Here is an 18834-nt window from a genome sequence, read left to right as displayed (position 1 = left end):
CCGATGATGACTGCATCGCAGAGCGATTCGATGAGGCGCGGCGGCCGGGTGACGGGCGGGCTCACGAATGTCCTTGTCGCCAACCGTGGCGAAATCGCCCGCCGGGTCTTCGCGACCTGCCGCAGGATGGGTCTCGGCACCGTCGCGGTGTACTCCGACGCGGATGCCGCCGCGCCGCATGTCATCGAGGCGGACGCCGCGGTGCGCCTGCCCGGCAACACGCCCGCGGAGACCTATCTGCGCGGTGAGCTGATCATCGAGGCCGCGGTCGCCGCTGGCGCCGATGCCATCCATCCTGGATACGGATTCCTCTCCGAGAACGCCGAATTCGCCAAGGCCGTGCTCGACGCCGGGCTGGTCTGGATCGGGCCGCCTGTCGAGGCGATCGAGCAGATGGGCTCGAAGGTCGCCGCGAAGAAGATGATGGACGCCGCGGGCGTGCCGGTGCTCGCCGAACTGGACCCGGCCGAGGTCACCGAGGCGCACCTGCCGGTGCTGATCAAGGCGTCCGCCGGTGGCGGCGGACGCGGCATGCGCGTGGTCCGCGAGCTGGCCGAGCTGACTTCGCAGATCGAGGCCGCCCGGCGCGAGGCGGAATCCGCCTTCGGCGATCCGACGGTCTTCTGCGAGCGCTACCTCGAGACCGGCAGGCATATCGAAGTCCAGGTGATGGCCGACACGCACGGCACGATCTGGGCGGTCGGCGAGCGTGAGTGCTCGATCCAGCGCCGCCACCAGAAGGTGATCGAGGAGGCTCCGTCGCCGCTGGTGGAGCGCACCGAGGGCATGCGGGCGCGGCTGTTCGAGGCGGCGCGGCTGGCGGCGGGCGCGATCGGCTACATCGGCGCGGGCACCGTCGAGTTCCTCGCCGACGAGCAAGGCGAGTTCTTCTTCCTGGAGATGAACACCCGCCTGCAAGTGGAGCATCCGGTCACCGAGTGCACCACCGGGCTGGATCTGGTGCGCCTGCAACTGGACGTCGCCGCGGGCTCCGTGTTGCCCGCGGAACCGCCTGCCATGCACGGGCATTCGATCGAGGTCCGGCTCTACGCCGAAGATCCGGCACACGACTGGCAGCCGCAGAGCGGCACCGTGCACCGGATAGATATCCCGTCGGTGCTCACCGAGTTCGACCTGCTGGACCGCCCGGGCGTGCGGCTCGACACAGGCGTGGTGGACGGCTCGGTGGTCGGCGTGCACTACGACCCGATGTTGGCCAAGGTCATCTCCTACGCCGAAACGCGCGGCGAGGCAGCACGATTGCTGGCTTCGGCGCTGCACCGCGCGAAGATCCACGGCCTGGTCACCAACCGCGACCTGCTGGTGCGCGTGCTGCGTCATCCGGCGTTCCTGGCGGGTGACACCGACACCGCGTTCTTCACCACGCATGGGCTGGCCGCCCTGGCCGCGCCGCTGGCGTCGGAGTCCGACGAGGCGCTGTCCATCGTGGCCGCCGCACTCGCCGACGCCGCCGCCAACCGGGGCAGCGCGCGGGTGGGCGGCGGGCTGCCCAGCGGGTGGCGCAATCTCCCCTCGCAGTCACAGCGCAAGTCCTACGAAAGCCGCGCTACCGGAACGCACGAGGTGGGTTACCGGTTCGGCCGGACCGCCGTCACCGTGGACGGTCACGACGGTCTCGTTCTCGTCGAGTCGGCTCCCGATCGCGTCGTGCTGTCGGTTCCGGGTGAGCGCGGCCCGGTGCGCAGGCAGTTCGAGATCGCCCGCTACGGCGACCAGGTCTACGTCGACTCGCCGCTCGGCCCGGTGGCTCTGCGCAGGCTGCCGCGTTTCAGCGATCCGGCCGACCAGGTGGCCACCGGTTCTCTGCTCGCGCCCATGCCGGGCAACGTGATCCGGCTCGGCGCGGAGGTCGGCAACCACGTCGAACAGGGCCAGCCGATCCTGTGGCTGGAGGCGATGAAGATGGAGCACACCATCGCCGCGCCCGCCGCGGGCGTGCTCAGCGCCGTCAACGTCACCGTCGGCCAGCAGGTCGACGTCGGCGCCGTGCTCGCGGTCGTCGAACCCGTAGAAACCCAGGAGAACTGATGACCTTCATCGAAACCGACGAGCAGAAGGCGCTGCGGGCCGCCGTCGCCGCGCTGGCCACGAAGTACAACTACCGCGACTACGTGCTGCCGAAGGCGCGCAAGAGCGAGCCGCTGGACGAATTGTGGCAGGAGGCGGGCAAACTCGGGTTCCTCGGCGTGAACCTGCCGGAGGAATACGGTGGCGGCGGCGCGGGCATGTACGAGCTGTCGCTGGTGATGGAGGAGCTGTCCGCGCAGGGCGCGGGCCTGCTGCTGATGGTGGTGTCCCCGGCCATCTGCGGCACCATCATCACCAAGTACGGCACCGACGAGCAGAAGCGGGAATGGCTGCCCAAGCTCGCCGACGGCTCTGGAAAGATGGTGTTCGGCATCACCGAGCCCGACGCCGGCTCCAACTCCCACCAGATCACCACCACCGCGCGCCGCGACGGTGACGACTGGATCCTCAACGGCCGCAAGATCTTCATCTCCGGCGTTGACCAGGCCGAGGCCGTGCTGATCGTGGCCCGCACATCCGACCACAAGACCGGCAAGCTCAAGCCCGCCCTGTTCATCGTGCCGACCGACGCCGAAGGCTTCACCAAGACGGCGCAGGAGATGGACATCATCGAGCCCGATCACCAGTACAACCTGTTCCTCGACGACGTCCGGCTGCCGTCCACCGCGCTGGTCGGCAAGGAGGACGCGGCGTTGATGCAGTTGTTCGCGGGCCTGAACCCGGAGCGGATCATGGGCGCCGCGATGGCCGTCGGCATGGGTCGCTACGCCATCGAACGCGCGGTGGAATACGCCAAGGAGCGCACGGTGTGGAAGACGCCGATCGGTGCGCACCAGGGCATCTCGCATCCGCTGGCGCAGGTGAAGGTCGAAGTGGAGCTGGCGAAGCTGATGATGCAGAAGGCCGCGACCCTCTACGACGCGGGCGACGAGATGGGCGCCGCCGAGGCCGCCAACATGGCGAAATACGCGGCCGCGGAAGCCAGCATCAAGGCGCTCGACCAGGCCGTCCAGACCCACGGCGGCTCCGGCCTGACCAAGGACGTCGGACTGGCCGCCATGCTCGCCGCCGCTCGCATCGGCCGCATCGCGCCGGTGAGCCGGGAAATGGTCTTGAACTTCGTCGCCCAGTACTCGCTGGGCCTGCCGAAGTCGTACTGAGAGGACGCGCATGACCGAGACGGCTCCGTTCGTCCGCTACGAGGTGAGCGGCGGCGTGGCGACGCTCACCTTCGACTCGCCGCACAACCGCAACGCGCTGTCGTCCAAGCTGGTCGCCGAGCTGCTGCGCGGACTCGACGACGCCGCCGACGACGAGAAGGTGCGCGTCGTCGTGCTCGCGCACACCGGCAACACCTTCTGCGCTGGCGCCGATCTGAGCGAGGCGAGCGACGCCGATCCGGCCGTGGCCGCCGACGAGCGCACCCGGGTCATGATCGGCGTGCTGCGCAGGCTGGTGGAGATCCCGAAGCCGGTGATCGCGCGGATCGACGGCAACGTGCGGGCGGGCGGCATGGGCATCGTGGCCGGTTGCGACATCGTCGTGGCCGGGCCGGGCAGCAGTTTCGCGCTCACCGAGGTGCGGATCGGGCTGGCGCCGTTCATGATCTCGCTGACCCTGCTTCCCAGGCTCGATCCGCGCGCGGCCAGCCGGTACTACCTGACCGGCGAGAAGTTCGACGCCGCCGTCGCCGAGCAGATCGGCTTGGTCACGGTGACCGCCGACGACCCGGCCGCCGAGGTGGCGCGGCTGTGTGGGGAAGTGCGCAAGGGCTCCCCGCAGGGGCTGGCCGAGGCCAAGCGGTTGGTCAACGCGGGCATCCTCGCGGAGTTCGACGCCTCCGCCGAGGAGCTCGCGCGGCGTTCGGCGAGCTTCTTCGGCACCCCCGAAGTGCACGAGGGCATGCTGGCCTTTTTGCAGCGCCGACCGCCGAGCTGGGCAGAATAACGACCATGGCGACACCCCACGAACCCAAGCAGGACCGCAGCCGAGCCACCCGGCAGCGCCTGCTCGAGGCGACCATCGACTGTCTGGCCGAGATGGGCTGGGCGGCCGCGACGGTCGCGGTCGTCGCCGAACGGGCCGGGGTGTCGCGTGGCGCGGCGCAGCATCACTTTCCCACCAGGGAGGATCTGATCACCGCCGCGCTGGAGTTCATGTTCGACACGCGCAGCGGGCAGGCGGTGCAAGAGGCGTCGTCGCTGGGGGAGCTGGGCGACGGCGTCGGCCGTACGGAGGCGGTGGTGGCGGGGCTGGTCGAGTCGTACACCAGTCCGCTGTTCAAAGCCGCGTTGCAGGTGTGGACGCACGCCGCCGCCGACCCGGTGCTGCGCGAACGCATCGTCCCGCTGGAAGCCCGCTTCGGTCGCGCGTCGCACCGTCGCGCGATCGAGGCCCTCGGCGTGGACGACTCCGATCCGGTCACCCATCACCTGGTCCAGGCGACCTTGGACATGGCCCGCGGCCTGGGGTTGGCCGACGTCCTCACCGACGACTCGGCCCGCCGCAAGCGCATAGTCGAGCAATGGGCCGCCACGCTACACGCCGCTTTGCACGCTCCTCGCTGATCGGGAGTCCGCGATCGGCGATCTCGGCGCGCTCAGCAGCAGGACTATGGCGGCGACCATGGCGGCGAGGGTGAGCAGAGCGTAGGAGTTGCCGACCAGGAATTGCACGACGGTCCAGTGGAATTCCCGGCCGTTGGTCTGGGGTACGAACCAGATCAGGCCTTGCGGAAGCAGCGGCAGCGTCTGATCCCATGTTCCGATCGAGTCGACTTGCATCGGCCACGCGAAGGCGAACAGTGCGATCGTGGTGACCGCGGCGATGCCTGCCGTCCGCGCCCGTGGGGAGAGTGCGTGCACAGCCCAGACGAGCGCGGGCACCGCCCACACCCAATAGTGCGTCCAGGAGATCGGTGAGCACAGCAGCGCCACACCGGCGGCGAGCAGGACGCCGAGCATCTCGTCTCCCCGCTGGTAGGCGATCCGCGCGGCGGCCAACCCGGCCAGCCCGAGCCCGCCGGCGCCGAAGAGCCACAGCACGTGGCTGTCCCACGTGGTCCATTGCAGGCGGCCGAGCACACCGTTGAGCGACTGATTCTGCACGTACGCGAAGCCGATCCGGTTCTGCGACGCCACGGTCGAGGTCCAGAACTGGATCGCCTCGGTCGGCCGATACCAGAGCCCGGCCGCGACCGTGGCCGCGAACGCGCCCATCGCGGCGGCGGCGGCCTTGAATTGTCGGGTGATCATCAGATAGACGACGAACACCGCGGGCGTCAGCTTGATGCCGGTGGCGATACCGATGAGGATGCCGCGACTCCGGCGGTGTTTCGGCGTGGCCAGGTCGACCAAGACCATCGCCATCAGGATCATGCTGATCTGCCCGAAGCGGAAGGTCTGCTGCACCGGCTCGAGCCACAGCGCGGCGCTGCCGACGGCGAGCGTCATCACCGTCATGCCGAGTCCACGCCGATACCGCGTCAGCACAGCGGTGCACCACACGCTGACATACAGGGAGATCAGCGTCGTGACCACCATGCCGGTGCCGATGTAGTTGATCGGGAACCGCGCCAATTCGGCGCAGATCCACGCGGCGAAGACGGGATAGAGAAACGGCAGGAACATCGGGCCGCGGGCGGTGTACAACTGATCCGGGTGCAGGGCAGCGGCCTTGCCGCCCCACATGTAGACCTGCAGATCTATTTGGTGCCAGTACATTTCCCAGTTCGGCCGCAAGAACAGCAGCCAGGCCGCCAGGGAGATCGCGGTGAACACGATGGCCGCGCCCAGGGCGAGTGCGGCTCGTGGCGGTCGGCTACGCGCGGTCGATAGTTCCGTCGCCTGCGCGACAACGACAGTTGTCGCCGGTGCGACAGTTGCCATGAACTTTCCTTCATCAGATGACGATCGATCGGCGGAACCGTTGCCGGACAACATGATCGGCGCGGTCCCGAGGGCAACGCTGAAACCGTGAGCTCGTCTAACGATACGGCTACTACCAAAGTAGTATTACCATTAGGAAATGTAACATGTGTCACTTTTGGCCTCCCTGTGTGGGAAGCGCCGCTTACCGGGTCCCGATGTCCCGGTGCATGTGATCGCGTGGATCGGTAGGGGCGCGACAGACAACTCGCGCCCCTGATGTTCAACGAATTCGCTTAGGGCTCTTCCGAACTCGGCGCGCTCATGCGCTGTGCCCGATCAGCACAATCCTTGCTGCTCGAGGCGCCCGGAATCGATGGCGTAGGAGGAGGCTCCGATGGCGGCGCCGATCAGGCCGACGATGATCGCGCCGGGGATCGCGCCGACGAAGAAGACGGGCAAGCCGACCAGCGCGCCGATGGCGGCGCCGATCGCCGCGCCGATTCCCGTGCGCAGTTCGATCGTGTCGCCGGGCGGCAGGCACGCCTTGATGTAGGTCACCTGCGGGGCCTCGCTGGTCGCCGCGGCGATCGGTTCGGTGCGATCGACGGGCGCGGCCGACGCGGTGGCGGCGAATCCGACGGTGAGCGCGGTTGCGACCAGTGCGCTGACCACCGTCACGGCCAGCTTCATGAAAGCGTTCAACTGTTTCCCTGAATGTTCGCGGTGGACACGTGACCTGATGCGCTCCGGGTTCCCGCTCCGGAACGTGCGCTGTCACGCATCCGATCATCATCGCTGGAGTCTTGCGGTGTGCCAAGACCTGACGCTCGAATAGCCTGCGCCGGTGACAACTCCGAGCGTCTTCGCGTCGATGTCACACTCGCCGGCGTCGCGTCGTCCTTCCTGTGAACGCGAAACGACGCAGCGACACAAGGAGTGAGGACCATGGCGAAGGGCACGAAGATCGCGGTAGCGGGCGCGACCGGGCGGCTGGGCAGGCACGTGGTGGATGTGCTGAACGAGCAGGGGCACGACGTGGTCGCCTTCTCCCGGGCCGACGGTGTCGACATCGAGACCGGGCGGGGCCTGGTCGATGCGCTGGACGGTGTGCGCGTCGTGATCGACGTTTCCAGCACGCCGTCCCCGGACCGGGAGGTGGCGACGGCCTTCTTCACCGCGACCGCGCGCAATCTGCACGAAGCGGGACAGAAGGCAGGGGTCGAGCGACTGGTGGTGGCGTCGATCATCGGCATCGACGGCACCACCGCCGGGTACAACGCGGCCAAGCTGGCCCACGAGCGAGCGCTGCTGGAAGGGCCGCTGCCGGTGCAGATCCTGCGTGCGGCGCAGTTCCACGAACTGGTCGAGCTGATGATGGGGTGGGGCACCCAGGGGGACACCGCCTACCTGGCCGAGATGCGCACCCAATTGGTCGCCGCGCGTACCGTCGCCGAGGAACTCGTCCGCCTCGCGCTCGCTCCCGAGATCACCACGGCTCCTTTCCCGGAAATCGCGGGCCCGCAACCGGAAACGATGGCCGGCGCCGCAACCCTGCTTGCCGCCCGCCATGGCGCGCCCGCACACGTCGTCGAGGTGAGCGACCAGGACAATCCCGACCGTGAGGTGTACGAAAACGGTGGACTTCTCCCCGGCCCGCACGCCAAGCTCGCAGGCCCGACGTTCGCCGAGTGGATCGAGTCCGGCCGGTAGCCACCCGGAGGCATCGAAAACGCGGTCCGCACCGGCGCCGAGGTATGACGCCGGTGCGGATGCGGTGTTCAGCGAGTGCAGGGAATGCGCTGAACACTGGAAGGCGATGCGGCCCCGAGGGATGCAGGGCGACAGGGCAGCATCGCGTGGTTTCAGTGGGTGGCGGTCAGGTCGTACAAGGCGACCCCGTCCACCTGGATGGCGGTGAAGTTCTCCTCGACCCACTGCGTGATCTGCGCACTGGGGGAGGAGCTGGACGAACCGGGCCCGCCACGGCCGCCGCCGACGAAGTAGTGGATCTTCCCTTCGGCGACGTACTGCTGGAACTGCTCCAGCGTCGGCGAGGGGTCACTGCCGTTGAAGCCGCCGATCGGCATCACCGGAAGTTCGGTGGCCAACTGCAAGCCCGCGGCGCTGTTCGAGCCGATGGCCGCGGCCACCCAGGTGTAGTCGCCGCCGTTCTGCTCGAGCAGGGACACGATCTGCGCGCTCGGTTCGCTCGCCCCGAGGAGGCCGCCCATCCCACCGCCGCCATTGGGACCAGGACCGCCGTCTCCGGGCATGCCGCCCGTTCCCTGCGGGAACACCGTGCCGTCCGGTGTCTGCCCGCCGGGTGCGGTGCCTTGCGGCGCGGTGCCGGGCGGGAAACCCGGCGGTGTCCCCGCGCCGTCAGGAGCTTGCCCGTCGGGCGGGAAGCCGGGCGGCATACCCGTGTTGTCGGGGGCCTGCCCGTTGGGCGTGGCGCCCTGGCGTCCGCCGCTCGGTGTCCGGCCGCCGGGTGCGGTGCCTTGCGGTCCAGACCCCGGAAGTCGGCTGCCCGGCTGTGGAATTCGGCCGTCCGTGCCCTGCGGCCCCGGCGAACCTCCGGCTGTCGGTGTGCTACCCGGTGCTTGCGCGGCGCCGTCGCGGCCCGTGCTCGTTCCGTTCTGCATGCGGCGACCCATGCCGGGCATGCCTTCGCCCCACGGTGGCCGCCCGCGCATCGCGACGTTCGGCCCCGCCGAAGGAATCGAACCGGCGTGTGGCGTCGCGATGGTATCGACGGCATAGGCCACGGGCCCGGCCAGGAAAGTGAACGCGACCGCCAGCGCCGACACCACGGCCGGCTTGCGCGGCGCGGGAACGAGCACGGCGAGTGTCGCGAGCACGCCGACGACCAGCACCGTCCAGCGCAGCCACGACTGCCATTCCGGACTGCGCGACAACAGCATCCAGGCGGTCGCCGTGGTGAGACCCACCGCGAGGGCCGACGCCAGCCGCACCCACGGCCGATGCCGCCCCCGCCACGCCAGGACCGCGCCCGCACCGACCAGCGCGGCGATGGCCGGAGCCAGGGCGACGGTGTAGTACTGGTGGAAGATCCCGGCCATGAAGCTGAACACCAGCCCGGTCGCCAGCAGCCATCCGCCCCAGAGGACGAGCGAAGCGCGCTGCCGGTCGGTACGAGCCGCTTTGCCGCGCAAGAGGATTCCGACGACCAGCGCGACCAGCGCGGCGGGGATCAACCACGCGATCTGACCGCCCTGTGCCGGTTCGAACATCCGCGTGATGCCGGTTTCCCCCCACATCCCGTTGCCGCCCGGCGGCAGCTCACCGCCGCCAGGTACGACGCTGCCGCGCTCGTCGCCGTTGAGCCGGCCGAGCCCGTTGTAGCCGAGGGTGAGTTCCAGGATGGAGTTCTCGTGCGAGCCGCCGATCCACGGACGGGACGAGGCGGGCCACAACTCCACCGCGAGCAGCCACCAGCCCGCGGCCAGCACCATCGCGGCCCCGGCCGCGAAGAGTTGCAGGACGCGCTTGCCGAGCTTCGGCGGGCCCGCGAGCAGATAGGTCAGCGCGAGCGCCGGAACCACCAGCAGCACCTGCAATTGTTTGGTGAGGAAGCCGAATCCGATCAGCGCGCCGGTCAGCACCAGCCAACGCCAGCGGCCGTCCTCTACCGCCCGGGTCATCGCCCAGGCGGCGGCGATCATCAAGAACACCAAGAGCGCTTCGGGATTGTTGAAGCGGAACATCAACGCCGCGACCGGCGTCACCGCCAGCGCCAACCCGGCGAGCAATCCGGCCGCGGGCCCGAACGGCCTGCGCACCGTCGCCCACAGCAGTGCCACGCTCGCCACGCCGAGCAGCACCTCCGGCACCAGGATGCTCCAGCTGCCCAGCCCGAAGGCCCGCACCGAAAGCTCCATCAACCACAGCGAGGCGGGTGGCTTGTCCACGGTGATCGAGTTGGCCGCGTCGGAGGACCCGAAGAAGAACGCCTTCCACGACACCGAGCCCGCCTGCACCGCGGCGGAATAGAACGAATTCGCCCACCCGTTGGCGCTCAGGTTGCACAGATAGGCCACCGCCGTGCCGAGCAGCAGCGCCGCCAGCGCCGGAAACTCCCAGTTCCTTCTGGTCCGAGGCCGCGGTTCGGCCGCGACCGGTTGCGCGGTCGGAGTCGCCGTCATCGACGAACCTCCGCGGCGAGCCCCGATGCGTTCGACGCACGATCGCCTCCGCTGTCGCGGAACACCCAGCGCAGCCCGACGAACCGCAGCAGCGTCGCCACCAGATTGGCCGCCACCAGCACGAACAGTTCCAGATGCACCGAGGAGTCCGGCGCCCACCGATGCAGCGCGAACAACGAACCGCTGGTGAGCGCCAGCCCGATGCCGAAGATCACCAAACCCTGGAACTGGTGCGACACGGCCCCGTTCGAGCCGCGCACGCCGAAGGTGAAGGCCCGGTTGGCCGCCGTGTTGCCCACCGCCGTGATCAGTAGGGCGGCGAAGTTCGCCACTTGCGCGCCGGTCAATGGTTGCAGGGCCACGTAGAGCAGCAGGTAGGCCAGCGTGCTCAACACACCAACGATCGCGAACCGCACCAGCTGACCCACCATACCCAGCGGCACCCCGGGCACCAGCGGTTCCCGGCCCACCGAGCGGCGCAGTTCCTCCAGCGGCAGCGCGCCGGTCGCCAGCGCCCGACCCAGCCGCCAGATGCCGAGCAGGTCCTTGCGGGCGGTGTCGATGATGTCGACGCGGCTGTCCGGGTCATCGATCCAGTCCACCGGGACCTCGTGAATCCGCAGACCCGCCCGCTCGGCGAGCACCAGCAATTCGGTGTCGAAGAACCATTCCCCGTCGTGCACCAGCGGCAGCAGGCGGCGCGCCACCTCGGTGCGCATCGCCTTGAAGCCGCACTGCGCGTCGGAGAAGTGCGCGCGCAGCGAGGCCTTCAGCAGCAGGTTGTAGCAGCGCGAGATGATCTCGCGCTTGGGTCCGCGCACCACGCGGGACGCGGCGTCGAGCCGGGTGCCGATGGCCAGGTCCGAATGCCCGGTGATCAGCGGCGCGACCAGCGGGAGCAAGGCGTTCAGGTCGGTGGACAGGTCGACGTCCATGTAGGCGACCACCTGCGCGTCCGAGTGTTCCCACACCGCGCGCAGCGCCCGACCACGCCCCTTGGCGGACAGGTGGACGACGCGCACATCGTCCAATTCCTCCGCGAGGAGCTGGGCGACCTGGAGCGTGGCGTCGGTGCTCGCGTTGTCGGCGACCGTGATGCGCGCCGGGAACGGGAACCCCTCGCGCAGGTGGGCGTGCAGTCTGCGCACGCACACGCCGAGGTCGGTCTCTTCGTTGTAGACGGGTATCACCACGTCCAGCACGGGCGCGCCCGTGGTCTCGGTCCGTTCCGTCGCCGCGACGGTGGAAGTCTCGGTCATGCGAACCAGACTCGACGGCCACACTGCCACCGGGCTGGGCCTCAGCTGTGAGGTTCCTGGTAGCTCGGGATCGCCGGGTGGATGCCCGGCGGACGCCCGGTTATCGGGGCTGCTCGGTGCAGGTAGCATCCGGATTCGTGATGCTGCGCGGCCGGACGGAAGACGACCAGCCGCCGAAACGCGTGGACGCCCGCACCGAGCGCTGGCGCGAGCATCGCAGAAAGGTGCGCGAGGAGTTCGTGGACGCGGCGTTCCGCGCCCTCGACAAATTCGGCCCCGCCGTCAGCATGGGCGACATCGCCAAGGAGGCGGGCGCGGCCAAGCCGAAGCTGTATCGCCATTTCGAGGACAAGACCGACCTCTACAACGCGATCGTGGACCGGGTTCGCGACCTGCTCTGGGAACAGGTCATGACCAGCTTCGACCTGACCGGCGACTCGGCCGGTGACCTGGTGCGCCGCGCCGCGTCCGAATACGTGCTGGTGGTCTCGCGGCAGCCGAACGTCTTCCGGTTCATGCTGCACAGCCACTTCACGCAACGGTCCGACGACGCCGATCGCGCGCTGCAATCGGCCAGGCAGTCCGCCCGGCGCGCCGCCGAGCTGTTCGCAGGCGTAGTGGACGACGAGTCGGTGCGGATCGAAAACGTGCAGCTGGTGATCTATTCGATCTTCGGCGCGGTGGCCTCGGCCACCGATTGGTGGCTGGGAGTGAACCGGCTGGAGCCGCCCGCCATGACGGCCGAGCAGTTCGCCGACTATCTGAGCGAGACCATCTTCGCGCTGGTGGCGGCGAGCGCTCGGCTGCACGGCATCGCCATCGCGGCCGATCGTCCGCTGCACCTCGCTTTTTCCACGTTGTGACCGGAGCGCCCCCCGGGCCGGGCGCCGAGGTCGTGCCGCGTCCACGCCGAACGTCGTTGTTCCGATCGCCTCGCCGTTGAAGCCATCCGTGTCGGCGACGTCATCAGTATCGCAGCGCCCACCGACAAGAAATGGCGCCGATCAGCTCCGGTGCAACCGCCACAGCGGGGACACCGGCCCATGGCCCGCGCCGAGATCGTAGGACGCGGCCAAGCAGCGGTAGGTCCACTCCTTGGCGAACTCGACCGCTTCGGGCACCGGATAGCCGTGGGCGAGCGCGCAGGCGATCGCGGCGGCCAGCGTGTCGCCGCCGCCGTGGTCGTTGCCGGTCGCGATGCGCGGCGCGGTGAACTCGAGGAATTGCTCGCCGTCGAACAGCAGGTCGGCGCTGTATTCGGAGGAACGCAGATGCCCGCCCTTGACGATCGCCCACCGCGGTCCCAACTTGTGCAGCGCCTCGGCCGCGCGCCGCGCCGAATCGTCGTCCGCTACCTCGATGCCCGTGAGCAGGCGGACCTCGTCCAGGTTCGGCGTCACGACGGTCGCGAGCGGAATCAGGGTGTTGCGCAGCGCGTCCAGCGCTTCGGCGTGCAGCAGCGGGTCGCCGTGCATCGAGGCCGCCACCGGATCGACGACCAGCGGAATCTCGCCATCGCGGCCGATGCCGACCTCCCGGCACACCTCCGCGACCGCCTCGATGATCGCGGTCGAGGCCAGCATGCCGGTCTTCGCGGCGCCGACGCCGATGTCCCCGGCGACCGAGCGCACCTGAGCGGCTACGACCTGCGGCGGAATCTCGTGGAAACCGCTGACGCCCACCGTGTTCTGCACGGTGACCGCCGCGACCGCGACCAGGGCGTGCACGCCGCACAGCGCCATGGTGCGGGTATCGGCTTGGATTCCGGCGCCTCCGCCGGAATCGGTACCGGCGATGGTGAGCGCCCGGACGGGGGTCTGCCCCTCGGCGGGCAATGGCAGCAATTTCACGACCCAAACCCTACGGCGACGTCGTTCTCCCGCTACGGGCAACCGGACCCGCCCGGTGGGCGTAAAATGAAAATCGTTATCATTAACTTCATGGACTCCGACCTGCTTCCCGTCACCGTGCTGTCCGGCTTCCTCGGTGCGGGCAAGACGACGCTGCTCAACCACATCCTCGCCAACCGGGAGGGCCGCCGGGTCGCGGTCATCGTCAACGACATGAGTGAGGTGAACATCGACGCCGCGCTGGTCGCGGGCCAAGGCCACCTCGACCGCACCGAAGAGAAGCTGGTCGAACTGACCAACGGCTGCATCTGCTGCACCCTGCGCGAGGACCTGATCGAGGCGGTGGCCCGGCTCGCTCGCGCGGGACGGTTCGATCAGCTGGTGATCGAGTCCACCGGCATCTCCGAGCCGATGCCGGTGGCCGCGACCTTCGACTGGGAGTTCGAGGACGGGTTCCGGCTCGGCGATGTCGCCCGGCTGGACACCATGGTGACCGTGGTCGACGCCTCGACCTTCCTCGCGGAAGTGGCGCGCGGCCAAGCGCTGGCCGAGCGGAATCTGGAAGCGGGGGAGGGCGACGCGCGCACCATCGCCGACCTCCTGGTGGATCAGGTCGAGTTCGCCGACGTCGTGCTCGTCAACAAGACCGACCTGGTGGGCGTCGCGGCGGCGGGTGCGGTGGAGGCCACGGTGCGCAGGCTCAATCCGCGCGCGCACGTGCTGCGCACCACTAACGGTGTGGTCGACCTGCGCGAGGTGCTCGACACCGGCCGCTACAACCCGCTGGTCGCCGCGGCGGCCGAGGGTTGGGCGGAGGAACTCGCAGGCGGCCACACGCCGGAGACCGAGGAGTACGGCATCCGCAGCCTCACCTACACCGCCGACCGGCCGTTCCATCCACTGCGCCTTTCCGACGCGCTGGAGCGGTTGCGCGGCCTGTTGCGCAGCAAAGGATTCTGCTGGATCGCGAGCCGCTCGCCGCTGGCCGCCGTGTGGTCGCAAGCGGGACCGAACCTGGTGTTCGAACCCGCCGCCTGGTGGTCGTCGCTGGAGGTGCCGCCAGGGCAGGAGATCGTGTTCATCGGGGTGAAGCTGGATTGCGCGAAGGTGCGCGCGTTGTTGGACGAAGCCCTGCTCACCGACGCGGAGTTCGCCGCGGGCCCTGGCGCTTGGGCCGAGTATCCAGATCCTCTCCCGGCCTGGGATGAACTGCACGAGCACATGTGAGCGCTGCGTCGACCCACACGTCTCTGTGCCGCCGCATCACGCGCTCAGTTCGAGATACCGGGCGCCTGGCGAAGGTAGGTGGTGTCGGTCAGTTGCTCGATCATGAAGTCGGCGATGTCGGCCCGCCCCGGCGCGACGAACGCGGGATCAGCGGAGGTCAGCGTGAAGAACCGGAACAACTCCTCGCGACTGATCTCCGGAAACTCTCGCAGACGCGCCAACTCCTCGGCCGCGAACACCTGCGTCGCCACGAAACCTGACCTCCAACACGCCGACCAACCTCATCGGCAGCCAAGCCAAGCACCTACCACACCCGCCCGCAGCCCGAACCAATCACAACGCCATCGCTGCTGGTCCAGCCATATGTGTTGTTTTTCGCGCGATTACTACCGGGACCCCCTTACGCCGGTCCCTCAAGGGGGTTGTACGGGCCTCAGTGCCCCATTCATACTCTGAAAGTGAATGGGGCACTGGACTGGCTCCTTACCCGACTTTGAACGATCCCGTGACAGCGGGCGTTTCGCAATCAGTCTTTCCGAGATACATCGTGCCGGTCAGAGATCCCATTACTTCACCGGAGCCGGTCGTATCGGTAAATGAGTCCTTCCATGTGGTATCGGGGGCAAACACCGGTACGGCGTGATCAAACGTATGGCTGCCACTCAGGCCATTGTGCAGATTCTGCCAGCCGAACTTCATCACACCCCCGGTGATTGGCCCCATACTTGAAACGAACTGAAATTTGAACGTGACGCGACCATTTCCCTGATCGACGGCCGACCACGTTGCCTGTCCACATTTCGCTGGGGCTGCGGCCGAAATTCCAGTTCCTGATGCCAAGGTTGCAGCCGAGATAACAGCTACTGCGGCGATCCGCCTGAATTTAGCAGAGCTGAGCGCGAGAGTAGCGAATTTGTTGTACATGGTGTGTCCCCCTGTGTCCGTGTCGGTACATCAACTAAACGCGAATCCCCCGCGTTCGACATCCCCCTTTGGATGCGAGAGCACGAGAGATTCTGTCATTTGTTTAGATGCACTTGCGACGCAACAGGTTCCACGTAAATTTGTAATCTGCATCACACCTTATGCCTGTGTCGTCCGCCGGACCGACTCCAGGGCTGGGCCAAAGTCGTAACCCTTTCGGGTTGACCCGCTGAATCGGATTGTGGCATATCGTGGGTTACGGTGCAGACGCATCCGTTCGGCCGACCTACCATCGCAGACTCGAATCCGACGAGCGTATCTGACCGTGGTGTTCACCGCGCTGGCTGTGGCTTGCTTCGTAACTAACTCAGGTGCCACGCTCGGTCCACGCCCACGAGCGCTCGCCTTTACCGAAACGTTCGTCAGGGCCTATCGTGGATGCTCGACACGGCAGAAACAACACGAAGGAAGTATTTGACATGCCGGAATTCAGCGGACCTATGTACATATCACCCAACCCGCCCTCGCGTCGTTCCGGCCCGCAAAGCCCACAACACGCAGCAGCACAATTGGGGGTACCCATCGCCCTACCGGCGAGGCCCGAGCCCTTCTCAATAAGCATATACGGACGAAATCAGATGCCGCGGTCAGTTACCATCCGCAGCAGCCTGTCATCTGTATTCGTCGAAACCTACCTCATCGACGACAGCGACACGGTGGCGGATTTCGCCGCCCGTGCGTTGAGCAGATTTGCCCCCGACGCCGGATTGGACTACCTCGACCAAATATCAGCAAAAGCAATCGCCGTCGAGGCTGCGCTCACTATCGACAACGTCACCTACCCTGGTATGGAAATCACCCACCGCGACTTCGTGGTCCGATCCGCAGCAATCGACAACACTCGAATGGTCGCGGTGTGTAGCCTGTCAGGCCCCTCGCCAAAACTCACTTGGACCCAATCATGAACATTGAGCAAGGCGGTAATTTTTTTGACCGTGAGGACGTTGAAGAACCGCTGATCCGCTCCGCGAAACGATGTTCACGATGCCGGAACAACTCGGGCCAAGATCCGAAATCTGTGGTGATCGTTCCGAATAGGGGTTCCCGTAGAACTCGCCGAATTTCGGGCGGATTTGAGCTTTCGTGGCGAACGGCGAGGTGGAAGAGGGCTTGTAAAACACCCTAGCGTTCGCGTGGTTCCCCATTGGCACTGACGCCTGCGAGGAGTGGTGGTTGCTGCTGCTCCTGTAGGGCTGGGTTCGGGAGGTCCAGGGTCCAGGCGGGGCGTGTGCGTTCGCTGCTGGGATTGCGGCGCGTGGTGGCTGTTGGAAGGCTGGTGGCGAACATCGGTTGACCGCTGGTCGGAGTCGGGGTGTTGGTGGTGTGCGCGACCGATGGGCTGGCGGTGGTGGTTGTTGTTTGGGGTTCCAGTCCGCGGCGTGGGTTTTGTCGGGTGTCGGGGTGGTTGGTGCGGCAGTGGCGGTCCCGTCCGATGGTGTCGAGGCGGGGGCTGCTGTGTTCTTGTCGGGGGAGGCAGTTGCTGCGCCGGTTTTGTCTGCGGGATCGTTCGTGGCGGGTTGGTCCGAGATGGCGCTGGTGTGGTGGGTGACTTGATCGACGGTGGTGACGAGTTTGGTGACCGAGTCGGTGACCTCGGCGATGGCTTCGCCTCCGTCTTTGACCAGCTCGCCGGCGTCCTTGAGGAACTCCCCGCCGCTCTCGATCAGGTTCGGGATGGTGCCGGTGATACTGCCGACCGCTTTGATCAGGTCGCTGATATCACCGGGCCGCCATTCCCCGGGCTTGCCTTTGTCGGAGGTCTGCGCTGCGGCGCCTGTGTTGGAGTCGCCCGTGTTAGATGCGCCGTTGTTCGATTTGCTGGCGTCGGCGGCTTTCGTGTCCGTCGACATCGGTGTCGATGTGGGTGAAGTCGCCGCGGGCGTGGTCGTCTTGTTCGGGTCGGCTTGGGCGCTCCCGGTCAGCTGGGATATCGGAGACGCAGGCGCCGACGCGGCTGCGAGGGCCGAGACGTCGGTGTTGGCCTGCTCGATCTTGGTCAGGGCGGTGGTCTGGACATCGAGCATCTCGTTGAGCGCGGTCGACACCGCGCTTTGGTGGGTGCGTAACTGTTCGGGGCTGCCGGTGCCGGTGACCGCCCAGTCCTCCGCGACGGTGAAGCCGGCGATAGTGGCGTCGGTGACCTTGTCCAGCAACGTTTTCCGATAGCCAGTCAGCAGGTCACCGCCGTCGGTCAAGGTTTGCGCGAGTGCTTTGATCTGCTGGGCGGCTTTCGTGGCTTGGTCGCGGTCCCCGGCGACGCGATCGTAGGCCGCGTAGTAGGCATCGCCCTGCCAGTAACTGCCTGCGTCACGGATCCGGGTGACGGCGTACTCGACCAAGGCCATACATTCGGTACTGCGACGCTGCATTTCATTACCGGCCTCGCCCAGCTGCCACGACCGGACCTGCGACAGTGTCGGTGTCGGTGTGGACCCTGACCTCACGAGACACCACCGAGAGCGCCGATTCCGTCGGCGAACACGCCATCGACCACCTGCAACCTCGAAGCGCTCGCCTCCACGAGTGTCGCCACTTCGGTCCACCCCGCGGCCATCTGTGACCAGACCTGCGCCGCGACACACCCCGCGGTGAGCCCGGCCTGTGCCAGGACCGAGCTGGGAAGCGCCACATCGATGTCGGAAGTGTCGGCCTGTGTTCGGATCGCCTCGATCCCGACACCGATATCGCTCATCGAACCGGCCAACACCCGCAGTTGTTCAGGATCTACCCACACTTCGTGTCCCCTCTCACCATCGAACGACAACGGCGGTAACTGTGAGTCGGAATCTGCTGTACAGCAGTAGATTCCGATCCACAAATGCTACGAATGGTTGTCCGCCGCACTGTTGTCTATGCACGGTTGGACGCGGTGTCGGCCTGATCGGTTCCACTTGAACGCGATGCTCGGGTGTCGCATAGCTCACAGCGAATCGGTGGAACCGATCCGGTCCCACCGCCGTCGAAGTGTGGGTTCCGGGGTTCCCGACTCGCCGAACTTCGGGCGGATTTGAGGTTCCGCGGCAAACGACGAGGTGGAAGCCCTGGTCACGGCTCCTCCTGCTACGGGTGCAAAAGAGGCCGATCGAAAGGCCCAAAATGCGACTTGACCACGACGTCTTGCTCGGCGAGCTTCTCGGCGTCTTTGCGGTTGTAGGCCCGGCCGGTTCCCTCGATCTTCTCTTCGGAGTGCCCGTTGGCCGGCGTGCCGTTCTTGACCTTGTCGCAGCGCACCGTGACCGTGACCTTCTTCGGTTTGCGCTGCCCCGGCGAAAGCCCCTCCGTGATCAGTTGAACCTGCGTGGCGGCGGTCATGGCGGGCAGCTGGTAGGCCGTAGGCGCGGCAGCCGCTACCGCGGTGTCCGCGAAACCGGCGGTGAACGGCACAGCCACCGCGAAAGCGATCGTCGATGCCAGTCGTGTGCTTGTCATGTAA

18 protein-coding genes are annotated in these 18834 nt (G+C 67.2%); 8 read left to right on the top strand and 10 right to left on the bottom strand.

Features of this window, described 5'->3' with window-relative positions; translation table 11 throughout:
* Window positions 1-3: 3 nt before the first annotated feature.
* The 4 genes from ACFV2O_RS00475 to ACFV2O_RS00460 are packed head-to-tail and all read left to right on the top strand — an operon-like array spanning window position 4 to window position 4616.
* Window positions 4-2049 (top strand): acetyl/propionyl/methylcrotonyl-CoA carboxylase subunit alpha, encoded by a 2046-nt coding sequence (locus ACFV2O_RS00475; RefSeq protein WP_379249116.1) that lies wholly within the window; start codon window positions 4-6, stop codon window positions 2047-2049.
* Window positions 2049-3209, top strand: a complete 1161-nt coding sequence (locus ACFV2O_RS00470; protein WP_364424606.1) for an acyl-CoA dehydrogenase family protein — start codon at window positions 2049-2051, stop codon at window positions 3207-3209. The genes ACFV2O_RS00475 and ACFV2O_RS00470 overlap by 1 nt, the downstream gene beginning before the upstream one ends.
* Before the next feature lie 10 nt (window positions 3210-3219).
* Window positions 3220-3996 (top strand): enoyl-CoA hydratase family protein, encoded by a 777-nt coding sequence (locus ACFV2O_RS00465; protein WP_355071604.1) that lies wholly within the window; start codon window positions 3220-3222, stop codon window positions 3994-3996.
* Between the two features lie 5 nt (window positions 3997-4001).
* Window positions 4002-4616 carry a TetR/AcrR family transcriptional regulator gene (locus ACFV2O_RS00460; protein ID WP_355071605.1) on the top strand — a complete coding sequence of 205 codons (615 nt, stop codon included), beginning with the start codon at window positions 4002-4004 and terminating at the stop codon, window positions 4614-4616.
* Here the strand turns inward: ACFV2O_RS00460 and ACFV2O_RS00455 are convergent.
* Both ACFV2O_RS00455 and ACFV2O_RS00450 read right to left on the bottom strand, forming a co-directional pair.
* Window positions 4587-5936 carry a glycosyltransferase 87 family protein gene (locus ACFV2O_RS00455; protein WP_379249113.1) on the bottom strand — a complete coding sequence of 450 codons (1350 nt, stop codon included), beginning with the start codon at window positions 5934-5936 and terminating at the stop codon, window positions 4587-4589. The genes ACFV2O_RS00460 and ACFV2O_RS00455 overlap by 30 nt on opposite strands.
* A 318-nt stretch (window positions 5937-6254) precedes the next feature.
* Window positions 6255-6620 carry a hypothetical protein gene (locus ACFV2O_RS00450; protein WP_379249111.1) on the bottom strand — a complete coding sequence of 122 codons (366 nt, stop codon included), beginning with the start codon at window positions 6618-6620 and terminating at the stop codon, window positions 6255-6257.
* Window positions 6621-6863: 243 nt separating this feature from the next.
* On the opposite strand from ACFV2O_RS00450, the gene ACFV2O_RS00445 reads away from it, so the two are divergent.
* Window positions 6864-7628: an SDR family oxidoreductase gene (locus ACFV2O_RS00445; RefSeq protein ID WP_379249109.1), complete on the top strand. Its 765-nt coding sequence runs from the start codon at window positions 6864-6866 to the stop codon at window positions 7626-7628.
* A gap of 152 nt (window positions 7629-7780) precedes the next feature.
* On the opposite strand, the gene ACFV2O_RS00440 is transcribed toward ACFV2O_RS00445, so the two are convergent.
* Both ACFV2O_RS00440 and ACFV2O_RS00435 read right to left on the bottom strand, forming a co-directional pair.
* Window positions 7781-10081 carry a glycosyltransferase family 39 protein gene (locus ACFV2O_RS00440; RefSeq protein ID WP_379249107.1) on the bottom strand — a complete coding sequence of 767 codons (2301 nt, stop codon included), beginning with the start codon at window positions 10079-10081 and terminating at the stop codon, window positions 7781-7783.
* Window positions 10078-11340, bottom strand: a complete 1263-nt coding sequence (locus ACFV2O_RS00435; protein WP_379249105.1) for a glycosyltransferase — start codon at window positions 11338-11340, stop codon at window positions 10078-10080. The genes ACFV2O_RS00440 and ACFV2O_RS00435 overlap by 4 nt, the downstream gene beginning before the upstream one ends.
* 116 nt (window positions 11341-11456) lie before the next feature.
* Here ACFV2O_RS00435 and ACFV2O_RS00430 point away from each other — a divergent pair, with 116 nt between their 5' ends.
* On the top strand, window positions 11457-12203 hold the full coding sequence (locus ACFV2O_RS00430) for a TetR/AcrR family transcriptional regulator (protein ID WP_355071614.1): 747 nt from the start codon (window positions 11457-11459) through the stop codon (window positions 12201-12203).
* A gap of 141 nt (window positions 12204-12344) precedes the next feature.
* Here ACFV2O_RS00430 and thiD read toward each other — a convergent pair whose 3' ends face one another.
* A complete protein-coding gene (thiD, locus tag ACFV2O_RS00425) occupies window positions 12345-13190 on the bottom strand; it encodes a bifunctional hydroxymethylpyrimidine kinase/phosphomethylpyrimidine kinase (protein ID WP_355071616.1) in 846 nt (281 codons plus the stop codon).
* A 90-nt stretch (window positions 13191-13280) separates the two neighbouring features.
* Here thiD and ACFV2O_RS00420 point away from each other — a divergent pair, with 90 nt between their 5' ends.
* Window positions 13281-14417: a GTP-binding protein gene (locus tag ACFV2O_RS00420; protein WP_379249102.1), complete on the top strand. Its 1137-nt coding sequence runs from the start codon at window positions 13281-13283 to the stop codon at window positions 14415-14417.
* 44 nt (window positions 14418-14461) lie between these two features.
* Here the strand turns inward: ACFV2O_RS00420 and ACFV2O_RS00415 are convergent, their stop codons facing one another.
* Together ACFV2O_RS00415 and ACFV2O_RS00410 are read right to left on the bottom strand one after the other, a co-directional pair.
* Window positions 14462-14668: a hypothetical protein gene (locus tag ACFV2O_RS00415; RefSeq protein ID WP_379250152.1), complete on the bottom strand. Its 207-nt coding sequence runs from the start codon at window positions 14666-14668 to the stop codon at window positions 14462-14464.
* 232 nt (window positions 14669-14900) lie between these two features.
* Complete coding sequence (locus tag ACFV2O_RS00410) at window positions 14901-15341, bottom strand: hypothetical protein (RefSeq protein ID WP_364424584.1); 441 nt, start codon at window positions 15339-15341, stop codon at window positions 14901-14903.
* Window positions 15342-15979: 638 nt separating this feature from the next.
* Here ACFV2O_RS00410 and ACFV2O_RS00405 point away from each other — a divergent pair.
* Window positions 15980-16306 (top strand): hypothetical protein, encoded by a 327-nt coding sequence (locus ACFV2O_RS00405; RefSeq protein WP_355071624.1) that lies wholly within the window; start codon window positions 15980-15982, stop codon window positions 16304-16306.
* On the opposite strand, the gene ACFV2O_RS00400 is transcribed toward ACFV2O_RS00405, so the two are convergent.
* The 3 genes from ACFV2O_RS00400 to ACFV2O_RS00390 all read right to left on the bottom strand — a co-directional run bounded on the left by ACFV2O_RS00400 (window position 16301) and on the right by ACFV2O_RS00390 (window position 18830).
* Window positions 16301-17740, bottom strand: a complete 1440-nt coding sequence (locus ACFV2O_RS00400; RefSeq protein ID WP_379249100.1) for a hypothetical protein — start codon at window positions 17738-17740, stop codon at window positions 16301-16303. The genes ACFV2O_RS00405 and ACFV2O_RS00400 overlap by 6 nt on opposite strands.
* 101 nt (window positions 17741-17841) lie before the next feature.
* Window positions 17842-18135 (bottom strand): hypothetical protein, encoded by a 294-nt coding sequence (locus ACFV2O_RS00395; protein WP_379249098.1) that lies wholly within the window; start codon window positions 18133-18135, stop codon window positions 17842-17844.
* Between the two features lie 326 nt (window positions 18136-18461).
* On the bottom strand, window positions 18462-18830 hold the full coding sequence (locus ACFV2O_RS00390) for a hypothetical protein (RefSeq protein ID WP_379249096.1): 369 nt from the start codon (window positions 18828-18830) through the stop codon (window positions 18462-18464).
* Window positions 18831-18834: the final 4 nt, after the last annotated feature.

It is taken from the genome of Nocardia sp. NPDC059691 (assembly GCF_042733915.1).
Classification (GTDB): Bacteria; Actinomycetota; Actinomycetes; order Mycobacteriales; family Mycobacteriaceae; genus Nocardia; species Nocardia sichangensis.
Note: the sequence above shows the minus strand (reverse complement) of the source record. Positions and strands in the feature narration are given on the sequence as shown.

What these genes read in the sequence shown, in the direction of transcription:
- ACFV2O_RS00390 (WP_379249096.1), bottom strand. Translation starts at nt 18,830, where the DNA reads ATGACAAGCACACGACTGGCATCGACGATCGCTTTCGCGGTGGCTGTG.
- ACFV2O_RS00465 (WP_355071604.1), top strand. Translation starts at nt 3,220, where the DNA reads ATGACCGAGACGGCTCCGTTCGTCCGCTACGAGGTGAGCGGCGGCGTG.
- ACFV2O_RS00455 (WP_379249113.1), bottom strand. Translation starts at nt 5,936, where the DNA reads ATGGCAACTGTCGCACCGGCGACAACTGTCGTTGTCGCGCAGGCGACG.
- ACFV2O_RS00420 (WP_379249102.1), top strand. Translation starts at nt 13,281, where the DNA reads ATGGACTCCGACCTGCTTCCCGTCACCGTGCTGTCCGGCTTCCTCGGT.
- ACFV2O_RS00410 (WP_364424584.1), bottom strand. Translation starts at nt 15,341, where the DNA reads ATGTACAACAAATTCGCTACTCTCGCGCTCAGCTCTGCTAAATTCAGG.
- ACFV2O_RS00440 (WP_379249107.1), bottom strand. Translation starts at nt 10,081, where the DNA reads ATGACGGCGACTCCGACCGCGCAACCGGTCGCGGCCGAACCGCGGCCT.
- ACFV2O_RS00435 (WP_379249105.1), bottom strand. Translation starts at nt 11,340, where the DNA reads ATGACCGAGACTTCCACCGTCGCGGCGACGGAACGGACCGAGACCACG.
- ACFV2O_RS00460 (WP_355071605.1), top strand. Translation starts at nt 4,002, where the DNA reads ATGGCGACACCCCACGAACCCAAGCAGGACCGCAGCCGAGCCACCCGG.
- ACFV2O_RS00405 (WP_355071624.1), top strand. Translation starts at nt 15,980, where the DNA reads ATGCCGCGGTCAGTTACCATCCGCAGCAGCCTGTCATCTGTATTCGTC.
- ACFV2O_RS00475 (WP_379249116.1), top strand. Translation starts at nt 4, where the DNA reads ATGATGACTGCATCGCAGAGCGATTCGATGAGGCGCGGCGGCCGGGTG.
- ACFV2O_RS00470 (WP_364424606.1), top strand. Translation starts at nt 2,049, where the DNA reads ATGACCTTCATCGAAACCGACGAGCAGAAGGCGCTGCGGGCCGCCGTC.
- ACFV2O_RS00445 (WP_379249109.1), top strand. Translation starts at nt 6,864, where the DNA reads ATGGCGAAGGGCACGAAGATCGCGGTAGCGGGCGCGACCGGGCGGCTG.